We start from the raw sequence: 18,771 nt of genomic DNA on the forward strand, positions 1-18,771 counted from the left end.
CCCGGATTCTTTACGACAGGCTCGCGTCCGGGACCGCGACGGCGCCCGCGACCGACACGGCCGCCACCCGGCGCCGGTGCCTGGCCACCCGCTCGCGGTTCCCGCACACCTCGCTGGAGCACCAGCGCCGCCGGTGTCCGCGTGAGGTGTCCAGGTAGAAGCGGCGGCAGTTGTCGGCCTCGCAGCGGCGGAGTCCGGCGCGTGCCACGGGGTCGGTGAGCAGCTCCACGGCATCGCGGGCGACGGCGGCGAGCAGCGCCCCGCACTCGGGGTCGGCGCTCAGCGCCCGCACCAGCTTGCCGCCCCTGCCCCGCACGGCCCGCAGCCCCGGTGGCGCCCCGGCGGCGAGCTCGTTGACCCGGTCCAGGGCGTTCCCGGCCCCGCCGCCGCCGAGCTCGGCCGTCAGCAGCCGGTCGACACCGCTCCGCAGCTGCCGGAAGCGCGCCACCCAGGTCTCGTCCACGGCGTCGAGCCGGGTGCCGCCCGGTACGAGTCCGGTGGCGAGCAGCCAGTCGGCGAGCCGCTCGGCACCGTCGAGCAGTTCGCATGCGCCGGTGGTCCCGATCCCCGTCGCCACCAAATCGAGGCAGGGCCGACCGGAGTCGAACCGCCAGTCGCACGAGCTCCTGTCGGCCGCCATGTGCATGTCACCGCCTCGGGGTCACCGGTGGGGTCTCCCCCAGGGTGCCCCTCACGGGCCCGGCCCGGAACCCCTGCTGCCCCACGGGTCGTCGCGCACGGCGGAGCCGTACGGTGTCCGGATGAACGACGCTCTCGCCACCACCACCCTCTCGGCCGGACCGCTGCTGCTCCGGCCCTGCGCTGATCGAGGCGTACCGCGATCCCGGGATGCGCGCCATGCTGCGGTCGCAGGTCACGGACGAGGCGGAGGCGGAGCAGTGGCTGCGGGTGCGGCAGGAGGGCCGGGAGTCCGGCAGTTACGTCAGCTTCGCGGTGGTGGACCGCGATCGCGGGGGCGAACTGGTCGGCAACGTGGCGCTCAAGCACTCCGCACCGGGCTCCGGGAGCGCGGAGGTCGGCTACTGGACCGCGGCGCACGCCCGCGGCCGCGGAGTCGCGGTCCAGGCGCTCGGGGCGCTCGGCGACTGGGCGTTCGAGGCGTTCGCCGGGGACGGGCTGACACGGCTGGACCTGCTGCACCGGATGGACAACGAGGCGTCCTGCCGGGTCGCGGAGAAGAGCGGATACGGCTTCGTGGAGGTGCTTCCGGCGCGGCCGCCGTGGCCGCTGGACGGGCACCGGCACGTGCGGCCGCGCGCCGGGGACGTGCCGCGTGCCCGCACTCTCCGCCCGTAGCCGTCCCTCCCCGGCCGGCCGGTCGCTCAGCCCGTGGGCGGGTTGTCGTGCAGGATCCGCTGGAAGATTCGGTGGTCGCGCCACTCGCCGTTGATGTGGAGGTAGCGCGGGGCCGTCCCGTACTGCTCGAAGCCGCACTTGGCGAGCACTCGCTGCGAGGCGAGGTTGTCCGTCATCGTCCCCGCCTCGACCCGGTGCAGACCCAGCCCGTCCCTGGCCACCTCGCAGATCCGCCGCACGGCGGCCGTGGCCAGGCCGCGGCCCGCGTACTCGACGTCGACCCAGTAGCCGAGCGTGGCGCTGCGGAACGGCCCGAGCACGATGGCGTTCAGGTTGAACCCGCCGATCGCGCGGTCCTCCTCGTCGGCCAGCACCCAGGGCATCGCCCGCCCCGCGTCGCGGTCCGCGAGCAGCCCGGCCAGCCGCTCCCGCTGCCCCTGCTCGGTGTAGAAGAAGTCGGGCCGCACGGGCTCCCAGGGCTGCATGTACGCGCGGCTGCGGGTCAGTGCGACGGCGAGGGAGGCGGCGTCGGCCCGGGTGACGGGGCGGAGCCGTACCTCCGCGTCGAGGCGGTGGATGTCTTGGGTCATCCGGGCACGCTATCCCGGCGCCCGTCCGGCCCCCTCACCGGCCCGCGCCCCCCTCACCGCTCCTCGTGCCGCTGCTTCGCCAGGACCACCAGCCGGTCGAAGGTGCGGATCAGCTCCACGCGTCTGTCCTTCTTGTAGCCCCGCTCGGGCTCCAGGCCGTCGATGGTCCGCTCCCACACGTCCATGAACGTCTTCTTCCAGCCCTCGGCCACCGCCGGCTCCGGCACGCTCGCGCCGACGTGGTTCTGCTCCGCGATCAGGCAGAGCAGCTCGATGTTGCACGGCACGGTGACGCCGTCGTACTCGTCGGGCTCCAGGCCGACCGGGTCGCCGGCCATCGCCTCCTCGATCTCCGAGACGAGCCGTCCGGTGACGCCCGACAGATGGTCCGCGGCCGTGTCGCTGTCGAAATTCCCGCTGCCCCAGGTACCCACGGGACCCCCTTCCGCTGGTCTTGCCCTGCCTCCCCCGTTCTACCAAGGGGCACTGACATTGATGCTGATACTCAGGTTCCGGTGGCAGCGGGTGCGGCAGCGGGCTCAGCGCCGGTCCCCGCCGTCCTCTGCCGTATCCAGGGCCAGCCGGTAGCCGCGTTTGACGACCGTCTGGATGAGGCCGGGCGCGCCCAGCGCCGTGCGCAGTCTCGCCATGGCCGTCTCCACCGCGTGCTCGTCGGTGCCGCCGCCGGGCAGTGCGCGCAGCAGGTCGGCGCGGGCCACCACCCAGCCCGGCCGGCGGGCCAGGGCGTGCAGCAGCGCCATTCCGGCGGGCTGCGCGGGGCGCGGCTCGCCGTCGACGAGCACGGCATGCCCCCGGATCTCGACCCGGTGTCCGGCGACCGGCAACACGGGTGCCCTGGCGGGGAGTTCCTGGCACAGCAGCTGGACGAGCGGCGCGATCCGGAAGCGTTCCGGCTGGACGGTGCCGATGCCGCGGGCCCGCAACGGCTGGGCGGTGACCGGTCCGACGCAGGCCACGAGGACGTCTTCGCGCAGCGCGCTCAGGAGTTCCGGGAGCAGCCCGCGTTCCTCGGCCCGGCCCAGCAGCGAGGCGGCGGCCGGGGCGCTGGTGAAGGTGAGCGCGTCCAGACCGCGGGCCAGGGTGGTGTCGAGCAGCCGGTCGAGCGGGGCGATGTCCTCGGGTCCCGTCCAGCGGTAGACGGGTACGGGGACGACCTCGGCGCCCGCGGCGCGCAGCGACTCGATGAAGCCGGGGAGGGGCTCGCCGTGCAGCTGGAGGGCGATGCGGCGGCCCGTCACACCCTCGGCCAGGAGCCGGTCCAGCACCTCGGCCATGGACTCGGAGGCGGGCGACCAGCTCTCGGTCAGCCCGGCGGCCCGGACGGCGCCCTTGACCTTGGGGCCACGGGCCAGCAGTTCGGCGCCACGCAGGACCGCCGGCAGCCGGTCGCCGAGGCCCCAGCCCGCGGCGGCCTCGATCCAGCCGCGAAAACCGACGGCGGTGGTGACGACGACCGTGTCGGGGACGGAATCGATGATTTCGCGGGTGGCGGCGAGGAGCTCGCCGTCGTCGGCGAGCGGCACGATCCGCAGGGCGGGTGCGTGCAGGACCGTGGCACCCCGTCGTTCGAGCAGCGCGCCGAACTCCTCCGCGCGCCGTGCGGCGGTCACCCCGACGGTGAATCCCGCGAGGGGCCCGTGCTCTTCGTCCTCGTGCGTGTCGCGCATATGGTCTTCCCGGCTCCCGTACCGCTGCTGCCCGATGATGCCGAGGGGCGAGCCTGCCAATGATGCGTGACAGGGCTGGTTCACCCGTATTTCCCGCCCGTTACGTCACCCGGCACCGGACGGCCACAATCCGGCCCCGGCACCGCCGGGCGGCGGCTTCCCCGCACGTGCCCGGCGGGACCCGTTCCGGCGAGAAGGTATACGCACGGTGCGCGGTCAGCCGGACTTCAGCATCAGCGCCACGTCCGGACCGGGAAGCCAGCTGTCACTCGGACGCACCATCCAGCCCTCCTGCGCACCCAACTGGTCCGCGGCCGCGCGCAGGGCGTCCAGGCCGGGGTGGCGCAGCCCCTTGCGCCAGACCAGCAGGAGCGGCGAAAGCGGCACGGGCCGTACCAGCGGACGCACCACGGTGCCCTGCACCGGAGGGAAATCGACCACGGCGAGCACCGGGTTCCGGTCCTTGGCCATGACCCGCTGGAATTCGGCCACGCCTATCGCGAGCGGGACGGGCGGCGCCAGTGCGATGCCCCACTCGGCGAAGAGCAGCCGGGCGAAGTCCGTCCACTCCTTCGTGCGCGGGTTCCCGTCGCCCGCGTAGACGGTCTCCCCGGCCAGGTCGTCGAGTGCGACGGCCTCGCGCGAGGCGAGCGGGTGGTCGTCGGGGAGCAGCACGGCCATCGGCTCGTACCGCACCGGCTGCACGCCGAGCCGTGCCCGTACCGCGGGGTCGAGTCCGGCGGCGCGGCCGAAGGAGACATCGAGCCGCCCGGCGAGGATCTCGTCCGCCGCCCAGGTCAGGCCGCTCTCGAAGCGCGCCATGAGCTCGCACTGCGGGGCCAGCTCGCGGGCGCGGGCGAGCACCCGGGCGGCCGCCATGCCGTCGGTGTTGAGGTCGACGAAGAGCGGCCGGGCCGCGGGGTCGGCGAAGGCCTCGACGAGCTCGGCGTGCGCGTCGAGCACCCGTCGCGCGTACGGCAGCAGCCGCTCGCCGTCGGCGGTGAGGGCGACCTGCCGGGTGGTCCGTACGAACAGCTCCGCGCCCAGCTCGCGCTCCAGCCGGCGGATGTCGCGGCTCAGTGCCTGCTGGGCGATGTAGAGCCGGGCGGCGGCGCGGGTGAAGTGCAGTTCCTCGGCGACCGCGACGAAGGCGCGGAGCAGCCGGGGGTCGGTGTGGGTGTCGGCGGTGTGCGTCTGGGTGCCGGGACCGGCAGCGGAGAAGGCCACACCAGAATTTACAACACAGATGCGTCAATCGGTACGGAGCAGGTGTTGGACCGCGGACACCGTGCGCCCCGACGCTTGATCCATGCCGTACGAGAGAACCCCCGCCGACCGTCCCCTGTTCACCGTCTCCGGTGACCTGCTGGTCATCGCCCCGCGCACCGCACCCGCCCGGCGGGCGTCCACCAACCCGTACCGCAGGCTGCTCGCCACTCCCGGCGCCCGCGCCTTCACCGCGGGCAACCTCCTGGCCAGGCTGCCCATGGGGATGTTCAGCGTCAGCGCGGTCATCATGATCGCCGGCTCGCGCGGCTCGTACGCCCTGGCCGGGGCCGTCACCGCGACCGGCCTCGCCGCCACGGCGGTGGTCGCCCCCTGGACGGCCCGGCTCGTCGACCGGTACGGACAGGCCAGGGTCGCGGTGCCCGCCACCGCGCTCGCCGCGCTCGGCTCGCTGGCCCTGCTGCTCTGCGTGCACTACGGGGCCCCGTCCTGGACCCTCTTCGCCTCCTACGCCGCCACCGCCACCACTCCCAACACGGGCGGGATGTCCCGGGCCCGCTGGGCCCATCTGCACCGGGGCGACCCGGCCGCCCTGCACACCGCGAACTCCTTCGAACAGGCCGCGGACGAACTCTGTTTCATGCTCGGCCCGGCCCTCGCCGCACTCCTGTGCGCGGCGCTCTTCCCGGAGGCCGGAACGCTCGTCGGGGCGGTCCTGCTGATGACCGGCGTACTGATCTTCGCCGCCCAGCGCGCCACCGAACCCCCCGTGGCCCCCCGCACCCACGCGGGCACCCCGCTGCGCACCCCGGGCATGCCGGCACTGCTCGCCGCCTTCCTCGCCACCGGCGCGGTCTTCGGCGCGATGGAGGTCGTCACGATCGCCCACGCCGGGGGCGCGATCCTGGCACTCCAGGCGGCCGGCTCGTGCGTGGCCGGACTGCTGTACGGATCGCTGCGCCCGGCCGCGGACATCCGGCGCCGACTGCTGGTCTGCCTGGCGGGAATGACGACACTGATGTCCCTGCCGCTGCTCGCCGCCGCCTCGACCGATTCCCCGCTCGCCCTCGCCGGCGCACTCCTGCTGGCCGGCGCGGCGACGGCCCCGACCATGGTGACCGGGATGACCCTGGTGCAACGCCTCACCCCGGAGAGCCAGTTGAACGAGGGCATGACGCTGGCCGTGACGGCACTGCTGGGCGGCATCGCGGCGGGTTCGGCGACCGGCGGCTGGATGGTGGAGCACACCGGACAGGTGACGGGCTATGTCGTACCGATCTGCGCGGCGGGCCTGGCCCTGACCGTCGCGACCATCGGGGTCCGGGTTCCCCGGGGCCGTTGACGGGCGTGGCCTCGGACGCGAGCAGACCCGGCCCATGCAGCCCAAGGCCACCTCATCGGCTTCCGCGTACTCCGGTTCGACGCGCGAGGTCGATGACCTCGGCGTGTCCATGGCCGTCGGCGTAGTCGATGACCGAGATGCGACCCGCGGCGGCGGCCGTGCGGATGGCGGGGTGGGAGAAGTCGTGTTGCAGGGCGGCTACGACGGCGGCCGGCAGCGCTCCGCTCGGGTCGCGGTAGCCGAGCGGCGGCAAACGGATCTTGCCGGCGTCGGGCAGCCGCAGCGCTGTGGCGATCCGGGCGTCGGCGTCGGCGTCGATGTGCTTGAAGCCCGCGCAGATGCACTGGTTGGCGTCGCCCGGCAGGATGCGCTGGAGTGCGACAGGACAGCAGGTCGCGCCTGTACCTCGTTCGCGTTGAGACCCGAAGCCTGAAGGCCACGGCTGCGTCGGGAACAGCCGGTCCGGTCGTCACGGTTGCATCGACCGAGGGACCGGCGCCGCACGGGCGGGGACACGGAGACCACGAGGTCGTCCGCCCCACCAGCATCCGGCCCCCGGGATCGCGGTACGCCCGCCGCGCGCTCGGACCAAAGCGTATTTCTGTGGAGGAATGTTTCATGGCTGACCGGCCCTTGACGCTCATGGCAGTGCACGCCCACCCCGACGACGAGGCCACCGGAACCGGAGGGGTCCTCGCGCGGTACGCGGCGGAAGGCATCCGCACCGTTCTCGTGACATGCACCGACGGCGGTTGCGGTGACGGACCGGGGGGTGTCAAGCCGGGCGCTCCCGGGCACGATCCGGCGGCCGTCGCCTTGATACGCCGTCAAGAACTTGAGGCGAGCTGTGACGTCCTGAAGGTCAGCGATCTGGAGATGCTGGACTATGCCGACTCCGGGATGATGGGCTGGCCGAGCAACGACGCCCCCGGATCCTTCTGGCAGACCCCCGTGGAGGAAGGCGCCGGCCGACTTGCGGAACTCATGCGGCACTACCGGCCCGATGTGGTCGTCACCTACGACGAGAACGGCTTCTACGGCCACCCCGACCACATCCAGGCCCACCGCATCACGATGGCGGCGCTGGAGATGACCGCGCTGACACCGAAGGTGTACTGGACGACGATGCCCCGCTCGATGATGCAGCGGTTCGGGGAGACCGTGCGCGAGTTTCATGAGGACATGCCGGAGCCGGATCCTGCCGAGGCCGCCGCGATGGCCGAGATCGGCCTCCCCGACGATGAGATCACCACGTGGGTGGACACCATCGCATTCAGCGGTCAGAAGTTCGATGCCTTGGCCGCGCACGCCAGTCAGGGCGAGAACATCTTCTTCCTCAGGATGGGCAAGGAAAGGTTCGGCGAATTGATGGGCATGGAGACCTTCGTACGTGTCAAGGACGCCACCGGCGCCGCCGTACCCGAGAACGATCTCTTCGCCGGACTGCGCTGATCCGCCCGTCCGCCCGGGGCCCGTCCGCCCGGGCCCCGGGCCCCGGGCCCCGGGGAAAGCTCATCGGCCGCACGGCGCGATCGAGCGGGTCACACACCCGGAGGCTTGTCCACGCGAGTTCCGCTCCGGCAGCCCGCGTCCAGGCACTCGCCGACGGCGTCGACGCGTGCCCGCACTACTGACCCGACACCGCAAACCACCCAGCACCCGCACAGGGGGGAGACCTGCGGGCTGCCGACTCGGAAGGCGCGCGACAGCCCAGATCACAGGACCGGCGGTCCGCTCCGATCAAGACGGACCGCCGAGGAAGCGACACGAAGCTGAGGCTCCGATGTCCGACACGCCATGAGACAGCGGAAGAAGCAGCAGGTCACAGCCCTGGCCCGATCCTCTGGATCAGCACCGGCACCTGTGCCCTCGGCCCCTGCCGGCCCGATCTCGTGGAGACGTACGGGCGGTGGGAACAGGACCCCTCGTTCCCGGTCGGGTACGGCCGGCAGAGCCCGGAGTCGCTGGAGGCCCGCACCGAGGGCATGGCGACGAGATCATCATCGACGCGATCGGAGTTCAGCGGGCCGTCTGCCGTGAAGAACCTGCTCGCCCCGCAGGCCGGGCAGACGACCGGGGGCCGGGCATGAAAAAGCCTCTGCCCTGCGAATGCTTCGCAGGGCAGAGGCTCACATGGGAATTGTGGAGATGGCGGGAATCGAACCCGCGTCCAACGGTGCAGAATCAGGGCTTCTCCGTGTGCAGTTCGCTGCGATTTTCTCGGCCCCGGAGATCACGCGAACAAGTCTCCGACGGGCTCAGCCACTGTTTGATTTCCTTCCAGGCCCCGTGACCGGGTCTAGAAGTTTAGATCCCTTGATGATGCCAGGATCCGGGTCGGGATCACCCCCGGGCTGACACTTCGCAAGTCGCTACTTAGGCAGCGAGGGCGAAGGAATCGCGCTTGGTGTTGGCGATTATTGGTTGCGACATATGGTTTACGAGATCATTGCCGCTTCCTCGACACGCTTCCCCTGCTTCGACATCCGCTGTCGAAACCGATCATCCCCATGTTGTTTTTTCAAATGCGCGCACCCGCTGTGGAGTGCAGTGCCATCGTACGTGACCAACGCGCGACGATGCCAGCCTATTCCTGCCGACGCCCGGCGGAGCCGGGTGCTACGCGCTCCGCTGGCGCCTGCGCGCCGCCGAGATCGCGCGGTTGGTCTCCCTCGTGTCCTGCTTCTCGCGGAGGGTCTGACGCTTGTCGTACTCCTTCTTGCCCTTGGCGAGCGCGATCTCGACCTTGACCCGGCCGTCCTTGAAGTAGAGCGCGAGCGGCACGATCGTGTGGCCCGTCTCGCCCGACTTCGACTCCAGCTTGTCAATCTCGGCCCGGTGCATCAGCAGCTTGCGCTTCCGCTTGGCCGAGTGGTTGGTCCAGGTCCCCTGCACGTACTCGGGCACATGGATGTTGTGCAGCCATGCCTCGCCGCGGTCGATCTGGACGAAGCCGTCCACCAGGGAGGCCCGGCCCAGCCGGAGCGACTTGACCTCGGTGCCCATGAGTACGAGGCCGCACTCGTAGGTGTCGAGGATGTGGTAGTCGTGCCGCGCCTTCTTGTTCTGCGCGATGAGCTTGCGCCCTGTGTCCTTTTCCTTAGCCATAGTGCGGCCATTTTCGCACTACGACCCACCCCCGAGGCCACTCAATACTGTCTCGGCCCGCTGCTCGGCCCCGGAGCCGACCGTGAGGTCCGGGGTGATGCCCCGACCGTCGACTCCCCTGCCCGCCGGGGTGCGGTAGTGGCCGACGGTCAGCTCGGCCACCGAGCCGCCCGGGAGCTTGCTGGGCATCTGGACCGAGCCCTTGCCGAAGGTCCGCGAGCCGACGGTGACGGCGCGGCCACGGTCCTGGAGGGCGCCGGTGAGGAGCTCGGCGGCGCTCATCGTGCCGCCGTCGACCAGGACGACGAGGGGACGGTCGGTGTCGCCGCCCGGCTGTGCGTACAGGGCGCGCTGCTCGCCGTGGACGTCGTACGTGGCGACCAGGCCGCCGTCCAGGAAGGCGGAGGCTGCGGTGACGGCCTCGGTGACCAGTCCGCCGGAGTTGCCTCGGAGGTCGAGGAGCACACCGGCGTCGGACGGGGCGGCCCGGACCGCGTCACGGACCTTGGTGCCCGAGCCCCTGGTGAACGAGTCGACCTCGATCAGGACGGCCCCGGAGGCGTCGGAGGAACCGGAAGGGGTGGAGGAGCCGGCACGGGGGTGGTCGATACGCCGCACGGTCACGGCCTCGGTGGTCAGTCTGGCCCGGCGCAGCGTCTCGGTCCGCAGGCCGGTGCCGCGCCCGATCCCCAGGACGACGGTGCTGCCCGCGGCGGCCTCCGTACGGTCTCCGCGCAGCAGGGCGACGACCTCCGCGACGGGGCGTCCGTCGACCCGGTGGCCGTCGACCGTACGGATCAGGTCGCCGGGCTCGATGCCGGCCCGGTCGGCGGGGCCACCGGGCTGGACCCGGGCCACCTCGACCCGTCCGTCGGCGGAGCGCCTCGCGGAGATCCCGACGCCGGTGTACGAGCCGTCCAGGGCCTGCTCGAACTCCTCGTACTGCCGCTCGTCGTACACCGCGCCCCAGCGGTCGCCGCTGCGGCTGACGACCTCCTCGGCCGCCTCCTTGCCGGACTTGCCGTCGGCCACGGCACGGGCGGCGGCGTCGGCCACCTCGTCGCGGTCGACGGTGGAGGCCACGGAACGGGTCGCGAACTCCTCGGACTTCGCGCTGCCGCGCGGCAGCGAACCGGTGACCGCCCCGGTGGCCAGCACACCCGCGAAAACCAATGTCAGGGCCGCCCCGCGGCGCACGCCGCGGGGCCCGAAACACTGCGTGGGGCCCGACATGTCGCCGAGTCTAGGACAACGCCCCCTGGTCGCACGGCCGGTTGGCCGCGCGCCCAGGGGGCGCATGTCACACCTTGAGGTACTTGCGGAGCGCGAAGAGCGCGGCAACGGCGGGCATCAGCAGGCCGATTGCCAGGACCAGGGGCAGCTTGGTGAAGACCGCGTCCCAGCCGATGAAGTCGATCAGATTCAGCTTGCTCTGGAGTTCCAGTCCGCCGTCGATCAGGAAGTACCGGCCGGCCAGCAGCATCACGCAGGCCAGGACGCCGCCGATGAGACCGGCGAACGCGGCCTCCATGATGAACGGCATCTGGATGTAGAACCCGGAGGCGCCGACGAGCCGCATGATGCCCGTCTCGCGCCGCCGGCTGAACGCGGACACCCGGACGGTGTTCACGATCAGCATCAGCGCGATGATCAGCATCAGCGCCATCACGAAGAGGGCGGCCACGTTCATGCCGTTCATCAACTGGAAGAGGTTGTCCAGGATGCTTCTCTGGTCCTGGACGGACTGCACCCCGTCCCGGCCGGCGAAGGCGGTGGCGACGACCTTGTACTTCTTCGGGTCGTGAAGCTTGACCCGGAACGACTCCTGCATCTGGTCCGGCGTGATGTTGCTCGCCATGGGCGAGTCGCCGAACTGGTCCTGGTAGTGCTTGTACGCCTGGTCGGCGGACTCGTAGGTGACCGTGTCGACGACGTCCATCTTGCCGAGGTCGTCCTCGATGTTCTTCTTCTGCTCCGCGGTGACAGCTCCCTTGGCGCACTTGGGCGTCGAGGTCACATCGCTCTTGCTGCAGAGGAAGATCGAGACGTTGACCTTGTCGTACCAGTAGTCCTTCATCGTGCTGACCTGCTCGCGCATGAGCAGCGCGCCGCCGAACAGGGCGAGCGAGAGGGCGACGGAGACGACGACGGCGAAGGTCATCGTGAGGTTGCGACGGAGGCCGACGCCGATCTCCGACAGGACGAACTGGGCGCGCATGGCGTCCTTTCAGTGCTCGATGCTCAGTGCTGGTAGCCGTAGACGCCGCGGGCCTGGTCGCGTACGAGACGGCCCTGCTCCAGCTCGATGACGCGCTTGCGCATCTGGTCGACGATGTTCTGGTCGTGGGTCGCCATGATCACGGTGGTGCCGGTCCGGTTGATCCGGTCCAGCAGCTTCATGATGCCGACGGAGGTCTGCGGGTCGAGGTTGCCGGTCGGCTCGTCCGCGATCAGCAGCATGGGGCGGTTCACGAACGCCCGCGCGATCGCCACGCGCTGCTGCTCACCACCGGAGAGCTCACCGGGCATCCGGTCCTCCTTGCCACCGAGGCCGACCAGGTCGAGAACCTGGGGCACCGCCTTGCGGATCTCACCGCGCGGCTTGCCGATGACCTCCTGCGCGAACGCCACGTTCTCCGCAACGGTCTTGTTGGGGAGGAGCCTGAAGTCCTGGAACACCGTGCCCAGCTGGCGGCGCATGTGCGGCACCTTCCAGTTGGACAGGCGCGCGAGGTCCTTGCCCAGGACGTGGACCGCGCCCTGACTTGCGCGCTCCTCGCGGAGGATGAGTCGCATGAAGGTGGACTTGCCGGAGCCGGATGAGCCCACCAGGAAGACGAACTCGCCCTTCTCGATATCGAGAGACACATCCCGTAGAGCGGGACGGCTCTGCTTCGGGTAGGTCTTGGAGACGTTGTCGAATCGGATCACGGATGCACCACGGTCGGCCGGGAGTAGGTGTGCGTGACCATACGCGAACCGGACTGACGCGTGCAGGCGCGCGTCCGAGGATGGGCGATTTATGGCGGAACGGTACCGGCCGGAAGCGGGGCCGAAGTACGACGGAACGGGTGATGTCCGGCGGGCCGCGCCGAAATCCGCGCGAGCTGGCACAGTGGTAGGGGGAACGGTTGCGTTTCCATGAGCGTTGTGCGGAGAGAAAGCGTATGCGGCTCCGCCGCGCGGGAGGAGGAAAGCGCATGACCTATGACCGATTGGTGTGCGCGAACTGCGCGGCGCCCGTCAACGAGGGCCGTTGCCCCGTGTGCCGGGCCAGCCGCGCGCGGCTGCAGCAGGAACAGGAGCAGGGAATGTTCGCCGGGCTGAATCCGGCGATGCTGGTGGCCCTGCTGGTGGTGCTGGGCGCGCTGGCACTGCTGGCGCACCAGACCGTGTAGCCGCCCGCCCCGTCTGCCGGCCCGCAGGCGCCGGTACGTGTACGCGGAGGGGCCCGGGACGCCGATCGGCGTCCCGGGCCCCTCTGTGTGCCTCTGTGTATCCGTGTGGCTGTGCAGCCGTTACCGCGGGTGACCCTTAGGCGACCGTACGGCCGTTCACGAGGCGCGGCAGCATCCGGAAGCCGATGCCTCCGGCGATCATCGTCGCGGCGCCGACCAGCAGGAACGTGGTCTCGGCGGCACCGGTCTCGGCGAGCTCGTCCTTGCCCTTGCCCTGCTCGACCGGCTGGTTGCCGACGGAGTCGGGGGTGGTGTTGTCCGCGCACTTCGCGCCGTCGAGGTCGACGGTGCAGGTGCCGGCGTCGTCGCCGCCGCCGGTCACGGAGCCGGTGGAGCCGCCGGTGCCGGTGGTGCCGCCGTTGCCAGAGGTGCCGGACGTGCCGGAGGTGCCGGAGGTGCCGGACGTGCCGGAGGTGCCGGAGGTGCCGGTACCGCCGTCGTTCCCGGTACCACCGTCGTTCCCGGTACCACCGTCATTGCCGGTACCACCGTCGTTCCCGGTACCACCGTCATTGCCGGTACCACCGTCATTGCCGGTACCACCGTCATTGCCGGTACCACCGTCGTTCCCGGTACCACCGTCGTTCCCGGTACCACCGTCGTTCCCGGTACCACCGTCGTTCCCGGTACCACCGTCGTTCCCGGTACCACCGTCGTTCCCGGTACCACCGTCATTGCCGGTACCACCATCGTTGCCGGTACCACCGTCATTGCCGGTGCCACCATCGTTGCCACCGGTCTCACCGCAGCGCGGGTCGATCGGGCTGCACTCGCCGTCGCCGTCCCCGTTATCGGCCCCGACCTCGGCCTTGGCCGACAGCCCGGCAACGTTGACATCGACGCCGACGGCCGAAGCCACACCGGCGGCGGTGAGCGAGGCGCCTGCGGCGATGACCGCACCGGCGGCGATCCGCGCGACGCGGACTCGCGTCTTCTTCGTCATGTGCTGCTACCCCCAGTAGCTGTTCTCGTCAGTGGAGCAGCCATATGCGGGCCCCGGCTCTCCGGAGTTCGCTCCGAACGGCGCCACACAGAGCCGTGGTCATGCCGCCCGCCCCCGTTCACACCCGTCCCAGACATACGCATGCTGCCCTAGCACCCTGTCCACAGTTAAGGACTACGTCAAGGCCGTTCCGTGCAATATGAACTGGTTTGTTCGCAGTTGACCTTCATTCGGAATCACGACTGTGACGCACTCGCCACAGCACCCGCGCAACCAGGAGCCCCAACTCCCCTTCGGCGGCGACCTCGTGGCGACTCCGGCCAAAACAGCGGTGCCGGAAACCCCGTGGGGTCTCCGGCACCGTCGTGAACGCTTGTTCCCGCTTACTTCTCCCGCTGCTTGCGCCAGCGGATGCCCGCCTCCAGGAAGCCGTCGATCTCGCCGTTGAAGACCGCTTCCGGGTTGCCCATCTCGAACTCCGTACGCAGGTCCTTGACCATCTGGTACGGGTGCAGGACGTACGACCGCATCTGGTTGCCCCAGGAGTTGCCGCCGTCGCCCTTGAGGGCGTCCATCTTGGCCTGCTCCTCCTGGCGGCGGCGCTCCAGGAGCTTCGCCTGGAGGACGTTCATCGCGGATGCCTTGTTCTGGATCTGCGAGCGCTCGTTCTGGCAGGAGACGACGATGCCGGTCGGGAGGTGGGTCAGACGGACCGCGGAGTCCGTGGTGTTGACGCCCTGACCGCCGGGGCCCGAGGAGCGGTACACGTCCACGCGCAGCTCGGACTCGTCGATCTCGATGTGGTCGGTCTGCTCGACCACCGGCAGCACCTCGACGCCCGCGAAGGACGTCTGGCGGCGGCCCTGGTTGTCGAAGGGCGAGATCCGGACGAGCCGGTGGGTGCCCTGCTCGACGGAGAGCGTGCCGTAGGCGTACGGCACCTGGACGGCGAAGGTGGTCGACTTGATGCCGGCCTCCTCCGCGTACGACGTCTCGTAGACCTCGGTCTTGTAGCCGTGCCGCTCGGCCCAGCGGATGTACATGCGCTGGAGCTTCTCGGCGAAGTCGGCGGCGTCCACGCCACCGGCCTCGGCGCGGATGTTGACCAGGGCCTCGCGGGCGTCGTACTCGCCGGACAGGAGAGTACGGACCTCCATCTCGTCCAGCGCCTTGCGGACGGACTCCAGCTCGGACTCCGCCTCGGCCAGGGCATCGGCGTCGCCCTCGTCCTGGGCGAGCTCGAAGAGGACTTCGAGATCGTCGATCCGGCCGCGGAGCGCCTCGGTCTTGCGGACCTCGGCCTGGAGGTGCGAAAGCTTGCTGGTGATCTTCTGCGCCGCCTCGGGGTCGTCCCAGAGGGAAGGCGCGGCCGCCTGCTCCTCGAGCGCGGCGATGTCCGCCCTCAGCGCATCCAGGTCCAGGACGGCCTCGATCGACCCCATGGTCGAGGAGAGGGACTTCAGCTCTTCGGAAATATCGACGACTGCCACGGGTCCAGCGTAACGGCTGTCGGCACGGACGTTCCTCGGGCCGTCCGATCACGCCCCGGCGAACCGGTGCGCCGGGGCCTCGCGGACCGCACGGGAACAGGGGCTCCGAGGGGTGTCCGAGCCGCCCGCGGACCGCCGGGGCCGTCCTTGCGGGGCCTCGGGTCAGGGCGTCGCCGGCGCCGAGTTCTCCGTGTCCTGCGTAGGTGCGCCCTCGTCGTCGCCGCCCAGTGCCAGCGCGCCGCCCACGCCCAGCGCCGCCACCAGCACCAGAGCGGCGGCGCCCAGGGCGAGGCGGCGCTTGCGGACGGCCGCGGACTTGTTGCGGGCCGAGCCGGGGCGGGGCGTGCCCGGGGAGCGGGGGGCCCTGGCGGTGCCCCGGGGGCCGCCGGAGAGTTCGTCGGGGGCCGGGACACGCATGCTGGTGTGGGTGTCGCGGTTGGAGTCGGCCGACGAGCCGGGGACCAGCGGGACCGCGCCGCGCCGGCGGGGTTCCTCGGGGGCGGGGGTGTACTGCTGCTCGTCGTACGTCTGGGGTTCCGGCTCGGTGTCCGGCTCGTCCACGTCGAGCGGCGGGATGCCGGCCAGCTGCGGGAGCTGCTCGCGCAGCCGGGCCGCGAGCTCGGAGGCGCGCAGCCGGGAGGCGGGGCCCTTGGCCAGGCACTGGACCAGGAGCTGCCAGAGCTCGTCGGGGATGCCGGGGAGCGGTACGACCGTCTCCGTGACGTGGCGGCGCAGGACGGCGCCGGGGTGTCCGCCGCCGAAGGGCGTGAAGCCGGCGAGGAGTTCGTACAGGACCGTGGCGAGGGCGTAGATGTCGACGGCGGCGCGCGGCGGCAGCCCCTCGACTATCTCCGGGGCCAGGTAGTCCGGCGTGCCGATGATCTTGGTGGCCTTGGTGCGGCGCGGGGTGTCGATCAGCTTGGCCACACCGAAGTCGGTGAGCAGCGCCGGGTGCGAGCCGCCGGGGCCGAGCGGGCCCTCCATGTCGAGCAGGATGTTCTCCGGCTTTACGTCGCGGTGGACCACTCCGGCGGCGTGTGCGGCGGCGAGGCCGTCGGCGACGTCCGCGATGATCGCCACGGCGGCCTCGGGGGCGAGACGGCGTTCGCGGTCGAGGCGGCTGCGCAGGTCGGTGCCGCGCACCAGGTCCATGACCAGTGCCAGGTCGTTGCCGTCCACCACGAGGTCGCGGACCGCGACGACATGGGGATGGTCGAGACCGAGCAGGGCGGTGCGCTCCTGTACGAAGCGGCCGACGAGTTCCTGGTCGGACGCCAGGTCCTCGCGGAGCAGCTTGATGGCCACCGGGCCCTCGGGCCCCTCGCCGAGCCAGACCGTGCCGGCGCTGCCGCGCCCCAGGATCTGGTGTGCGGTGTACCGGCTGCCGATATTCCGTGCCAAGACTGCTCCCTCAGCGGCTGGCGATGGACCGTCGCTCATGACCCCCGGTCGACAAAGTTACGCGTCGGCCGGGGGGTTGAGTGCCCGGGATGGTGCCAACCTTCACTTCCGCGGGCGATATGCGGTGGAAACTGGCCCGCGGAAGTCGATATAGCTACAGAGTTGATGGTGTCGCGGCCACTCAGGGGCCGGTGTTGCCGGTGCCGCTGCCGTCGCTGCCGCCGCCCAGTTTCGAGATCCAGTCGCCGACGGTGGAGACCGTGTCGCTGATCGCCTGCCAGTAGCTCTTGCCCTGGCCGATCCAGTCCTGCAGCGGGGTCAGTTCCCAGATCAGCCAGCCCGCGACGAACAGCAGCACCAGGGTGAACAGGCAGCCCTTGAGGCAGCCGAGGCCGGGGATCCTCATCGGGTTGGCGCTGCGCTGCCTCGGCTCGCGGGGCTGACGCGGGGCCGGCTGCTGGGGCGCCACCGGCTGCTGCGGGGGCGCGTACTGCTGGGGCTGGTGCTGCTGTTGGGGCTGGTACTGCTGCTGGCGGCGCTGGGGGTACTGCTGTTGCTGCGGCTGCTGCTGGTACTGCTGATGCTGCGGCGGCGGCTGACGCCGCTGCTGCGGCTGTGGCTGCTGGGGCTGGGCGCGCTGGGGGCGGCGGCGCAGCGGGTCCTGGTTCGGGTCGAGGTACTGGACCTGGGTCTGCTCGTTGCGGTCGCGGGCCGCCTGGAGCTGGGACTGCCAGGGGTGCGGCCCGTCGGGCTGCGGAGGGCCGTCCGGTCGCGGCGGCACGGGCGGCAGGACCGAGGTCGGGTCGGCGTGCCCGGCGGGGCCCTGGCCGGGGGCGTGCTGCATGACGCTGGTGGCGGCGTTCGGGTCGTACGAGCCGGCGTTGCTCGGCAGCACCTGCGTCGGGTCCGCCGCCCCGGGGGTCCCCGGAACGGCCGCGGGCGCCGGATCGGGCGCGAGCAGGGCGCCCACGCCGTCGGCCGCGGCGATCTGGGCGGAGCTGGCGTGCACGCCGATCCCGTCCGCGACGACGCGCAGGCCGCGGGCCAGGTTCTCGGCGCTGGGCCGCCGGTCGGGGTCCTTGCTCAGGCAGCGCTCTATCACCGTCCACAGCGGGGCCGGGACGGTGCTGGGGCGGCGGGGTTCCTCGCTGAGGTGCCGGTGCAGCACTTCGAGCGCGGTGCCGCCGGCGAACGGCGGGCGGCCGGTGACCAGCTCGTACAGCAGGATGCCCGCGCCGTAGATGTCGACGGCGGAGGTCTGCGGACGGCCCTCGGCGGACTCGGGCGCCACATAGGCGGGCGTGCCGACGAACTCGTGGGTGCGGGTGAGGCCCGGGGAGTCGGCCAGGCGCGCGATGCCGAAGTCGGTGAGCATCGGGTGCATCCGGCCGTCGCGCTCGTCGAGCAGGACGTTGGCGGGCTTCAGGTCGCGGTGGACGACGCCGTCGGCGTGGCTGGCGGCGAGCGCGTCGGCGATCTGCGCGGTGAGCAGTGCGGCGGCGACCGGGGTGAGCGGGCCGTTCTCGCGGAGGTAGCGGTGCAGGTCGGGGCCGTCGACCAGATCCATGACGAGGGCGAGGAGGTCGCCCTCGACGACCAGGTCGCGGGTGCGCACGATGTTCTCGTGGGTGAGCCGGAGCAGCACGGAGCGCTCGCGCAGGAACCGCATCACGACGTCCGCGTCGTTGGCGAGCTCCTCCTTCAGGACCTTGATCGCCACGGTCTCGCCGGGCTCGCCGGCGACGGCCGCCTCGGCGCCCGCGGTCTCCCGCTGGCGGGCACGCCAGACGGTGCCCGTGGCGCCGCGTCCCAGCGGCTCCTCCAGGAGGTACTTGCTGCCTACCGGCCGCACGTCATGCGCTCCCTGCAGATCGTGGTGATTGCGGTCCTCCCGGATCCGCCCGGGAGTTTCCGGCCCACTCTAGTGGGGTGGACGGCGGGGCCGGGCGGCTCCGTCCGGTTGCTTTCGCCGCCCTGTCCGCCGTTGGCCGGATGCCGCCCCGAAGGCGGTGGCCGGTTGCGGGACAAGACGCTCACATCGGGCCAATGGTTGCCGCACACATGTGCGACGCGCCGCCCGCGACGCTCTTCCGGAACCGTTCCGTCCTCGCGGACGAGGTTCCAAGCTGGCATTTATGGGCGCACAGCCGACGTTTCATGATCACTTAGCGGTGACCCCCGGGCGTGTTGTCGGTCGCAGGTGCGAG

18 protein-coding genes and 1 other RNA gene are annotated in these 18,771 nt (G+C 71.3%); 5 read left to right on the top strand and 14 right to left on the bottom strand.

From position 1 onward, the window contains the following. Positions 1 to 10 precede the first annotated feature (10 nt). Positions 11 to 640, bottom strand: a complete 630-nt coding sequence (locus ACWCPY_RS10465) for a CGNR zinc finger domain-containing protein (RefSeq protein ID WP_451263915.1) — start codon at positions 638 to 640, stop codon at positions 11 to 13. Positions 641 to 858: 218 nt separating this feature from the next. Here ACWCPY_RS10465 and ACWCPY_RS10470 point away from each other — a divergent pair, with 218 nt between their 5' ends. Further along, positions 859 to 1,317 carry a GNAT family N-acetyltransferase gene (locus ACWCPY_RS10470; RefSeq protein ID WP_451263916.1) on the top strand — a complete coding sequence of 153 codons (459 nt, stop codon included), beginning with the start codon at positions 859 to 861 and terminating at the stop codon, positions 1,315 to 1,317. 26 nt (positions 1,318 to 1,343) lie between these two features. On the opposite strand, the gene ACWCPY_RS10475 is transcribed toward ACWCPY_RS10470, so the two are convergent. The 4 genes from ACWCPY_RS10475 to ACWCPY_RS10490 all read right to left on the bottom strand — a co-directional run bounded on the left by ACWCPY_RS10475 (position 1,344) and on the right by ACWCPY_RS10490 (position 4,822). Then, positions 1,344 to 1,907, bottom strand: coding sequence for a GNAT family N-acetyltransferase (locus tag ACWCPY_RS10475; RefSeq protein ID WP_451263917.1), 564 nt, complete (start codon positions 1,905 to 1,907; stop codon positions 1,344 to 1,346). Between the two features lie 53 nt (positions 1,908 to 1,960). Beyond that, positions 1,961 to 2,341: a DUF4259 domain-containing protein gene (locus ACWCPY_RS10480; protein WP_451263918.1), complete on the bottom strand. Its 381-nt coding sequence runs from the start codon at positions 2,339 to 2,341 to the stop codon at positions 1,961 to 1,963. 105 nt (positions 2,342 to 2,446) lie between these two features. After that, positions 2,447 to 3,595, bottom strand: coding sequence for a uroporphyrinogen-III synthase (locus ACWCPY_RS10485; protein ID WP_451263919.1), 1,149 nt, complete (start codon positions 3,593 to 3,595; stop codon positions 2,447 to 2,449). Positions 3,596 to 3,811: 216 nt separating this feature from the next. After that, entirely contained in the window at positions 3,812 to 4,822 is a 1,011-nt protein-coding gene (locus tag ACWCPY_RS10490; RefSeq protein ID WP_451263920.1) for a LysR family transcriptional regulator, read from the bottom strand. Positions 4,823 to 4,904: 82 nt separating this feature from the next. On the opposite strand from ACWCPY_RS10490, the gene ACWCPY_RS10495 reads away from it, so the two are divergent. The 3 genes from ACWCPY_RS10495 (at position 4,905) to ACWCPY_RS10505 (ending at position 7,616) form a co-directional block, all read left to right on the top strand. Beyond that, on the top strand, positions 4,905 to 6,164 hold the full coding sequence (locus ACWCPY_RS10495) for an MFS transporter (RefSeq protein WP_451263921.1): 1,260 nt from the start codon (positions 4,905 to 4,907) through the stop codon (positions 6,162 to 6,164). 34 nt (positions 6,165 to 6,198) lie between these two features. Continuing rightward, positions 6,199 to 6,597, top strand: coding sequence for a hypothetical protein (locus ACWCPY_RS10500; RefSeq protein ID WP_451263922.1), 399 nt, complete (start codon positions 6,199 to 6,201; stop codon positions 6,595 to 6,597). 185 nt (positions 6,598 to 6,782) lie between these two features. Beyond that, positions 6,783 to 7,616, top strand: a complete 834-nt coding sequence (locus tag ACWCPY_RS10505; protein WP_451263923.1) for a PIG-L family deacetylase — start codon at positions 6,783 to 6,785, stop codon at positions 7,614 to 7,616. Positions 7,617 to 8,304: 688 nt separating this feature from the next. Here the strand turns inward: ACWCPY_RS10505 and ssrA are convergent. The 5 genes from ssrA to ftsE all read right to left on the bottom strand — a co-directional run bounded on the left by ssrA (position 8,305) and on the right by ftsE (position 12,203). Then, positions 8,305 to 8,674, bottom strand: a transfer-messenger RNA (tmRNA) gene (gene ssrA / locus ACWCPY_RS10510). Between the two features lie 109 nt (positions 8,675 to 8,783). Then, positions 8,784 to 9,272, bottom strand: a complete 489-nt coding sequence (gene smpB / locus ACWCPY_RS10515; RefSeq protein WP_124723236.1) for an SsrA-binding protein SmpB — start codon at positions 9,270 to 9,272, stop codon at positions 8,784 to 8,786. An 18-nt stretch (positions 9,273 to 9,290) separates the two neighbouring features. Beyond that, positions 9,291 to 10,505, bottom strand: coding sequence for a S41 family peptidase (locus tag ACWCPY_RS10520; protein WP_451263924.1), 1,215 nt, complete (start codon positions 10,503 to 10,505; stop codon positions 9,291 to 9,293). Between the two features lie 67 nt (positions 10,506 to 10,572). Beyond that, the gene (gene ftsX, locus ACWCPY_RS10525) at positions 10,573 to 11,490 is read right to left on the bottom strand and encodes a permease-like cell division protein FtsX (RefSeq protein ID WP_451263925.1); all 918 of its coding nucleotides are present in this window, start codon (positions 11,488 to 11,490) and stop codon (positions 10,573 to 10,575) included. A 23-nt stretch (positions 11,491 to 11,513) separates the two neighbouring features. Further along, positions 11,514 to 12,203, bottom strand: coding sequence for a cell division ATP-binding protein FtsE (gene ftsE, locus ACWCPY_RS10530; protein WP_072484165.1), 690 nt, complete (start codon positions 12,201 to 12,203; stop codon positions 11,514 to 11,516). Positions 12,204 to 12,472: 269 nt separating this feature from the next. Between ftsE and ACWCPY_RS10535 the strand changes: the two genes are divergently transcribed. After that, positions 12,473 to 12,670: a hypothetical protein gene (locus ACWCPY_RS10535; RefSeq protein ID WP_451263926.1), complete on the top strand. Its 198-nt coding sequence runs from the start codon at positions 12,473 to 12,475 to the stop codon at positions 12,668 to 12,670. 136 nt (positions 12,671 to 12,806) lie between these two features. On the opposite strand, the gene ACWCPY_RS10540 is transcribed toward ACWCPY_RS10535, so the two are convergent. From ACWCPY_RS10540 to ACWCPY_RS10555, 4 genes are all read right to left on the bottom strand, one after another. Next, positions 12,807 to 13,673: an LPXTG cell wall anchor domain-containing protein gene (locus tag ACWCPY_RS10540; RefSeq protein WP_451263927.1), complete on the bottom strand. Its 867-nt coding sequence runs from the start codon at positions 13,671 to 13,673 to the stop codon at positions 12,807 to 12,809. Positions 13,674 to 14,056: 383 nt separating this feature from the next. Beyond that, the gene (prfB, locus tag ACWCPY_RS10545) at positions 14,057 to 15,163 is read right to left on the bottom strand and encodes a peptide chain release factor 2 (RefSeq protein WP_072489181.1); all 1,107 of its coding nucleotides are present in this window, start codon (positions 15,161 to 15,163) and stop codon (positions 14,057 to 14,059) included. Positions 15,164 to 15,325: 162 nt separating this feature from the next. After that, a complete protein-coding gene (locus tag ACWCPY_RS10550) occupies positions 15,326 to 16,564 on the bottom strand; it encodes a serine/threonine-protein kinase (protein WP_451263928.1) in 1,239 nt (412 codons plus the stop codon). Between the two features lie 181 nt (positions 16,565 to 16,745). Further along, on the bottom strand, positions 16,746 to 18,416 hold the full coding sequence (locus ACWCPY_RS10555) for a serine/threonine-protein kinase (RefSeq protein WP_451263929.1): 1,671 nt from the start codon (positions 18,414 to 18,416) through the stop codon (positions 16,746 to 16,748). Positions 18,417 to 18,771 lie beyond the last annotated feature (355 nt).

The sequence above is a fragment of the Streptomyces sp. NPDC002403 genome, from assembly GCF_053593015.1.

What these genes read in the sequence shown, in the direction of transcription:
- ACWCPY_RS10540 (WP_451263927.1), bottom strand. Translation starts at nt 13,673, where the DNA reads ATGACGAAGAAGACGCGAGTCCGCGTCGCGCGGATCGCCGCCGGTGCG.
- ACWCPY_RS10475 (WP_451263917.1), bottom strand. Translation starts at nt 1,907, where the DNA reads ATGACCCAAGACATCCACCGCCTCGACGCGGAGGTACGGCTCCGCCCC.
- ACWCPY_RS10465 (WP_451263915.1), bottom strand. Translation starts at nt 640, where the DNA reads ATGGCGGCCGACAGGAGCTCGTGCGACTGGCGGTTCGACTCCGGTCGG.
- ACWCPY_RS10535 (WP_451263926.1), top strand. Translation starts at nt 12,473, where the DNA reads ATGACCTATGACCGATTGGTGTGCGCGAACTGCGCGGCGCCCGTCAAC.
- ftsX (WP_451263925.1), bottom strand. Translation starts at nt 11,490, where the DNA reads ATGCGCGCCCAGTTCGTCCTGTCGGAGATCGGCGTCGGCCTCCGTCGC.
- ACWCPY_RS10470 (WP_451263916.1), top strand. Translation starts at nt 859, where the DNA reads ATGCTGCGGTCGCAGGTCACGGACGAGGCGGAGGCGGAGCAGTGGCTG.
- ACWCPY_RS10485 (WP_451263919.1), bottom strand. Translation starts at nt 3,595, where the DNA reads ATGCGCGACACGCACGAGGACGAAGAGCACGGGCCCCTCGCGGGATTC.
- ACWCPY_RS10505 (WP_451263923.1), top strand. Translation starts at nt 6,783, where the DNA reads ATGGCTGACCGGCCCTTGACGCTCATGGCAGTGCACGCCCACCCCGAC.
- ACWCPY_RS10500 (WP_451263922.1), top strand. Translation starts at nt 6,199, where the DNA reads ATGCAGCCCAAGGCCACCTCATCGGCTTCCGCGTACTCCGGTTCGACG.
- smpB (WP_124723236.1), bottom strand. Translation starts at nt 9,272, where the DNA reads ATGGCTAAGGAAAAGGACACAGGGCGCAAGCTCATCGCGCAGAACAAG.
- ACWCPY_RS10520 (WP_451263924.1), bottom strand. Translation starts at nt 10,505, where the DNA reads ATGTCGGGCCCCACGCAGTGTTTCGGGCCCCGCGGCGTGCGCCGCGGG.
- ACWCPY_RS10495 (WP_451263921.1), top strand. Translation starts at nt 4,905, where the DNA reads ATGCCGTACGAGAGAACCCCCGCCGACCGTCCCCTGTTCACCGTCTCC.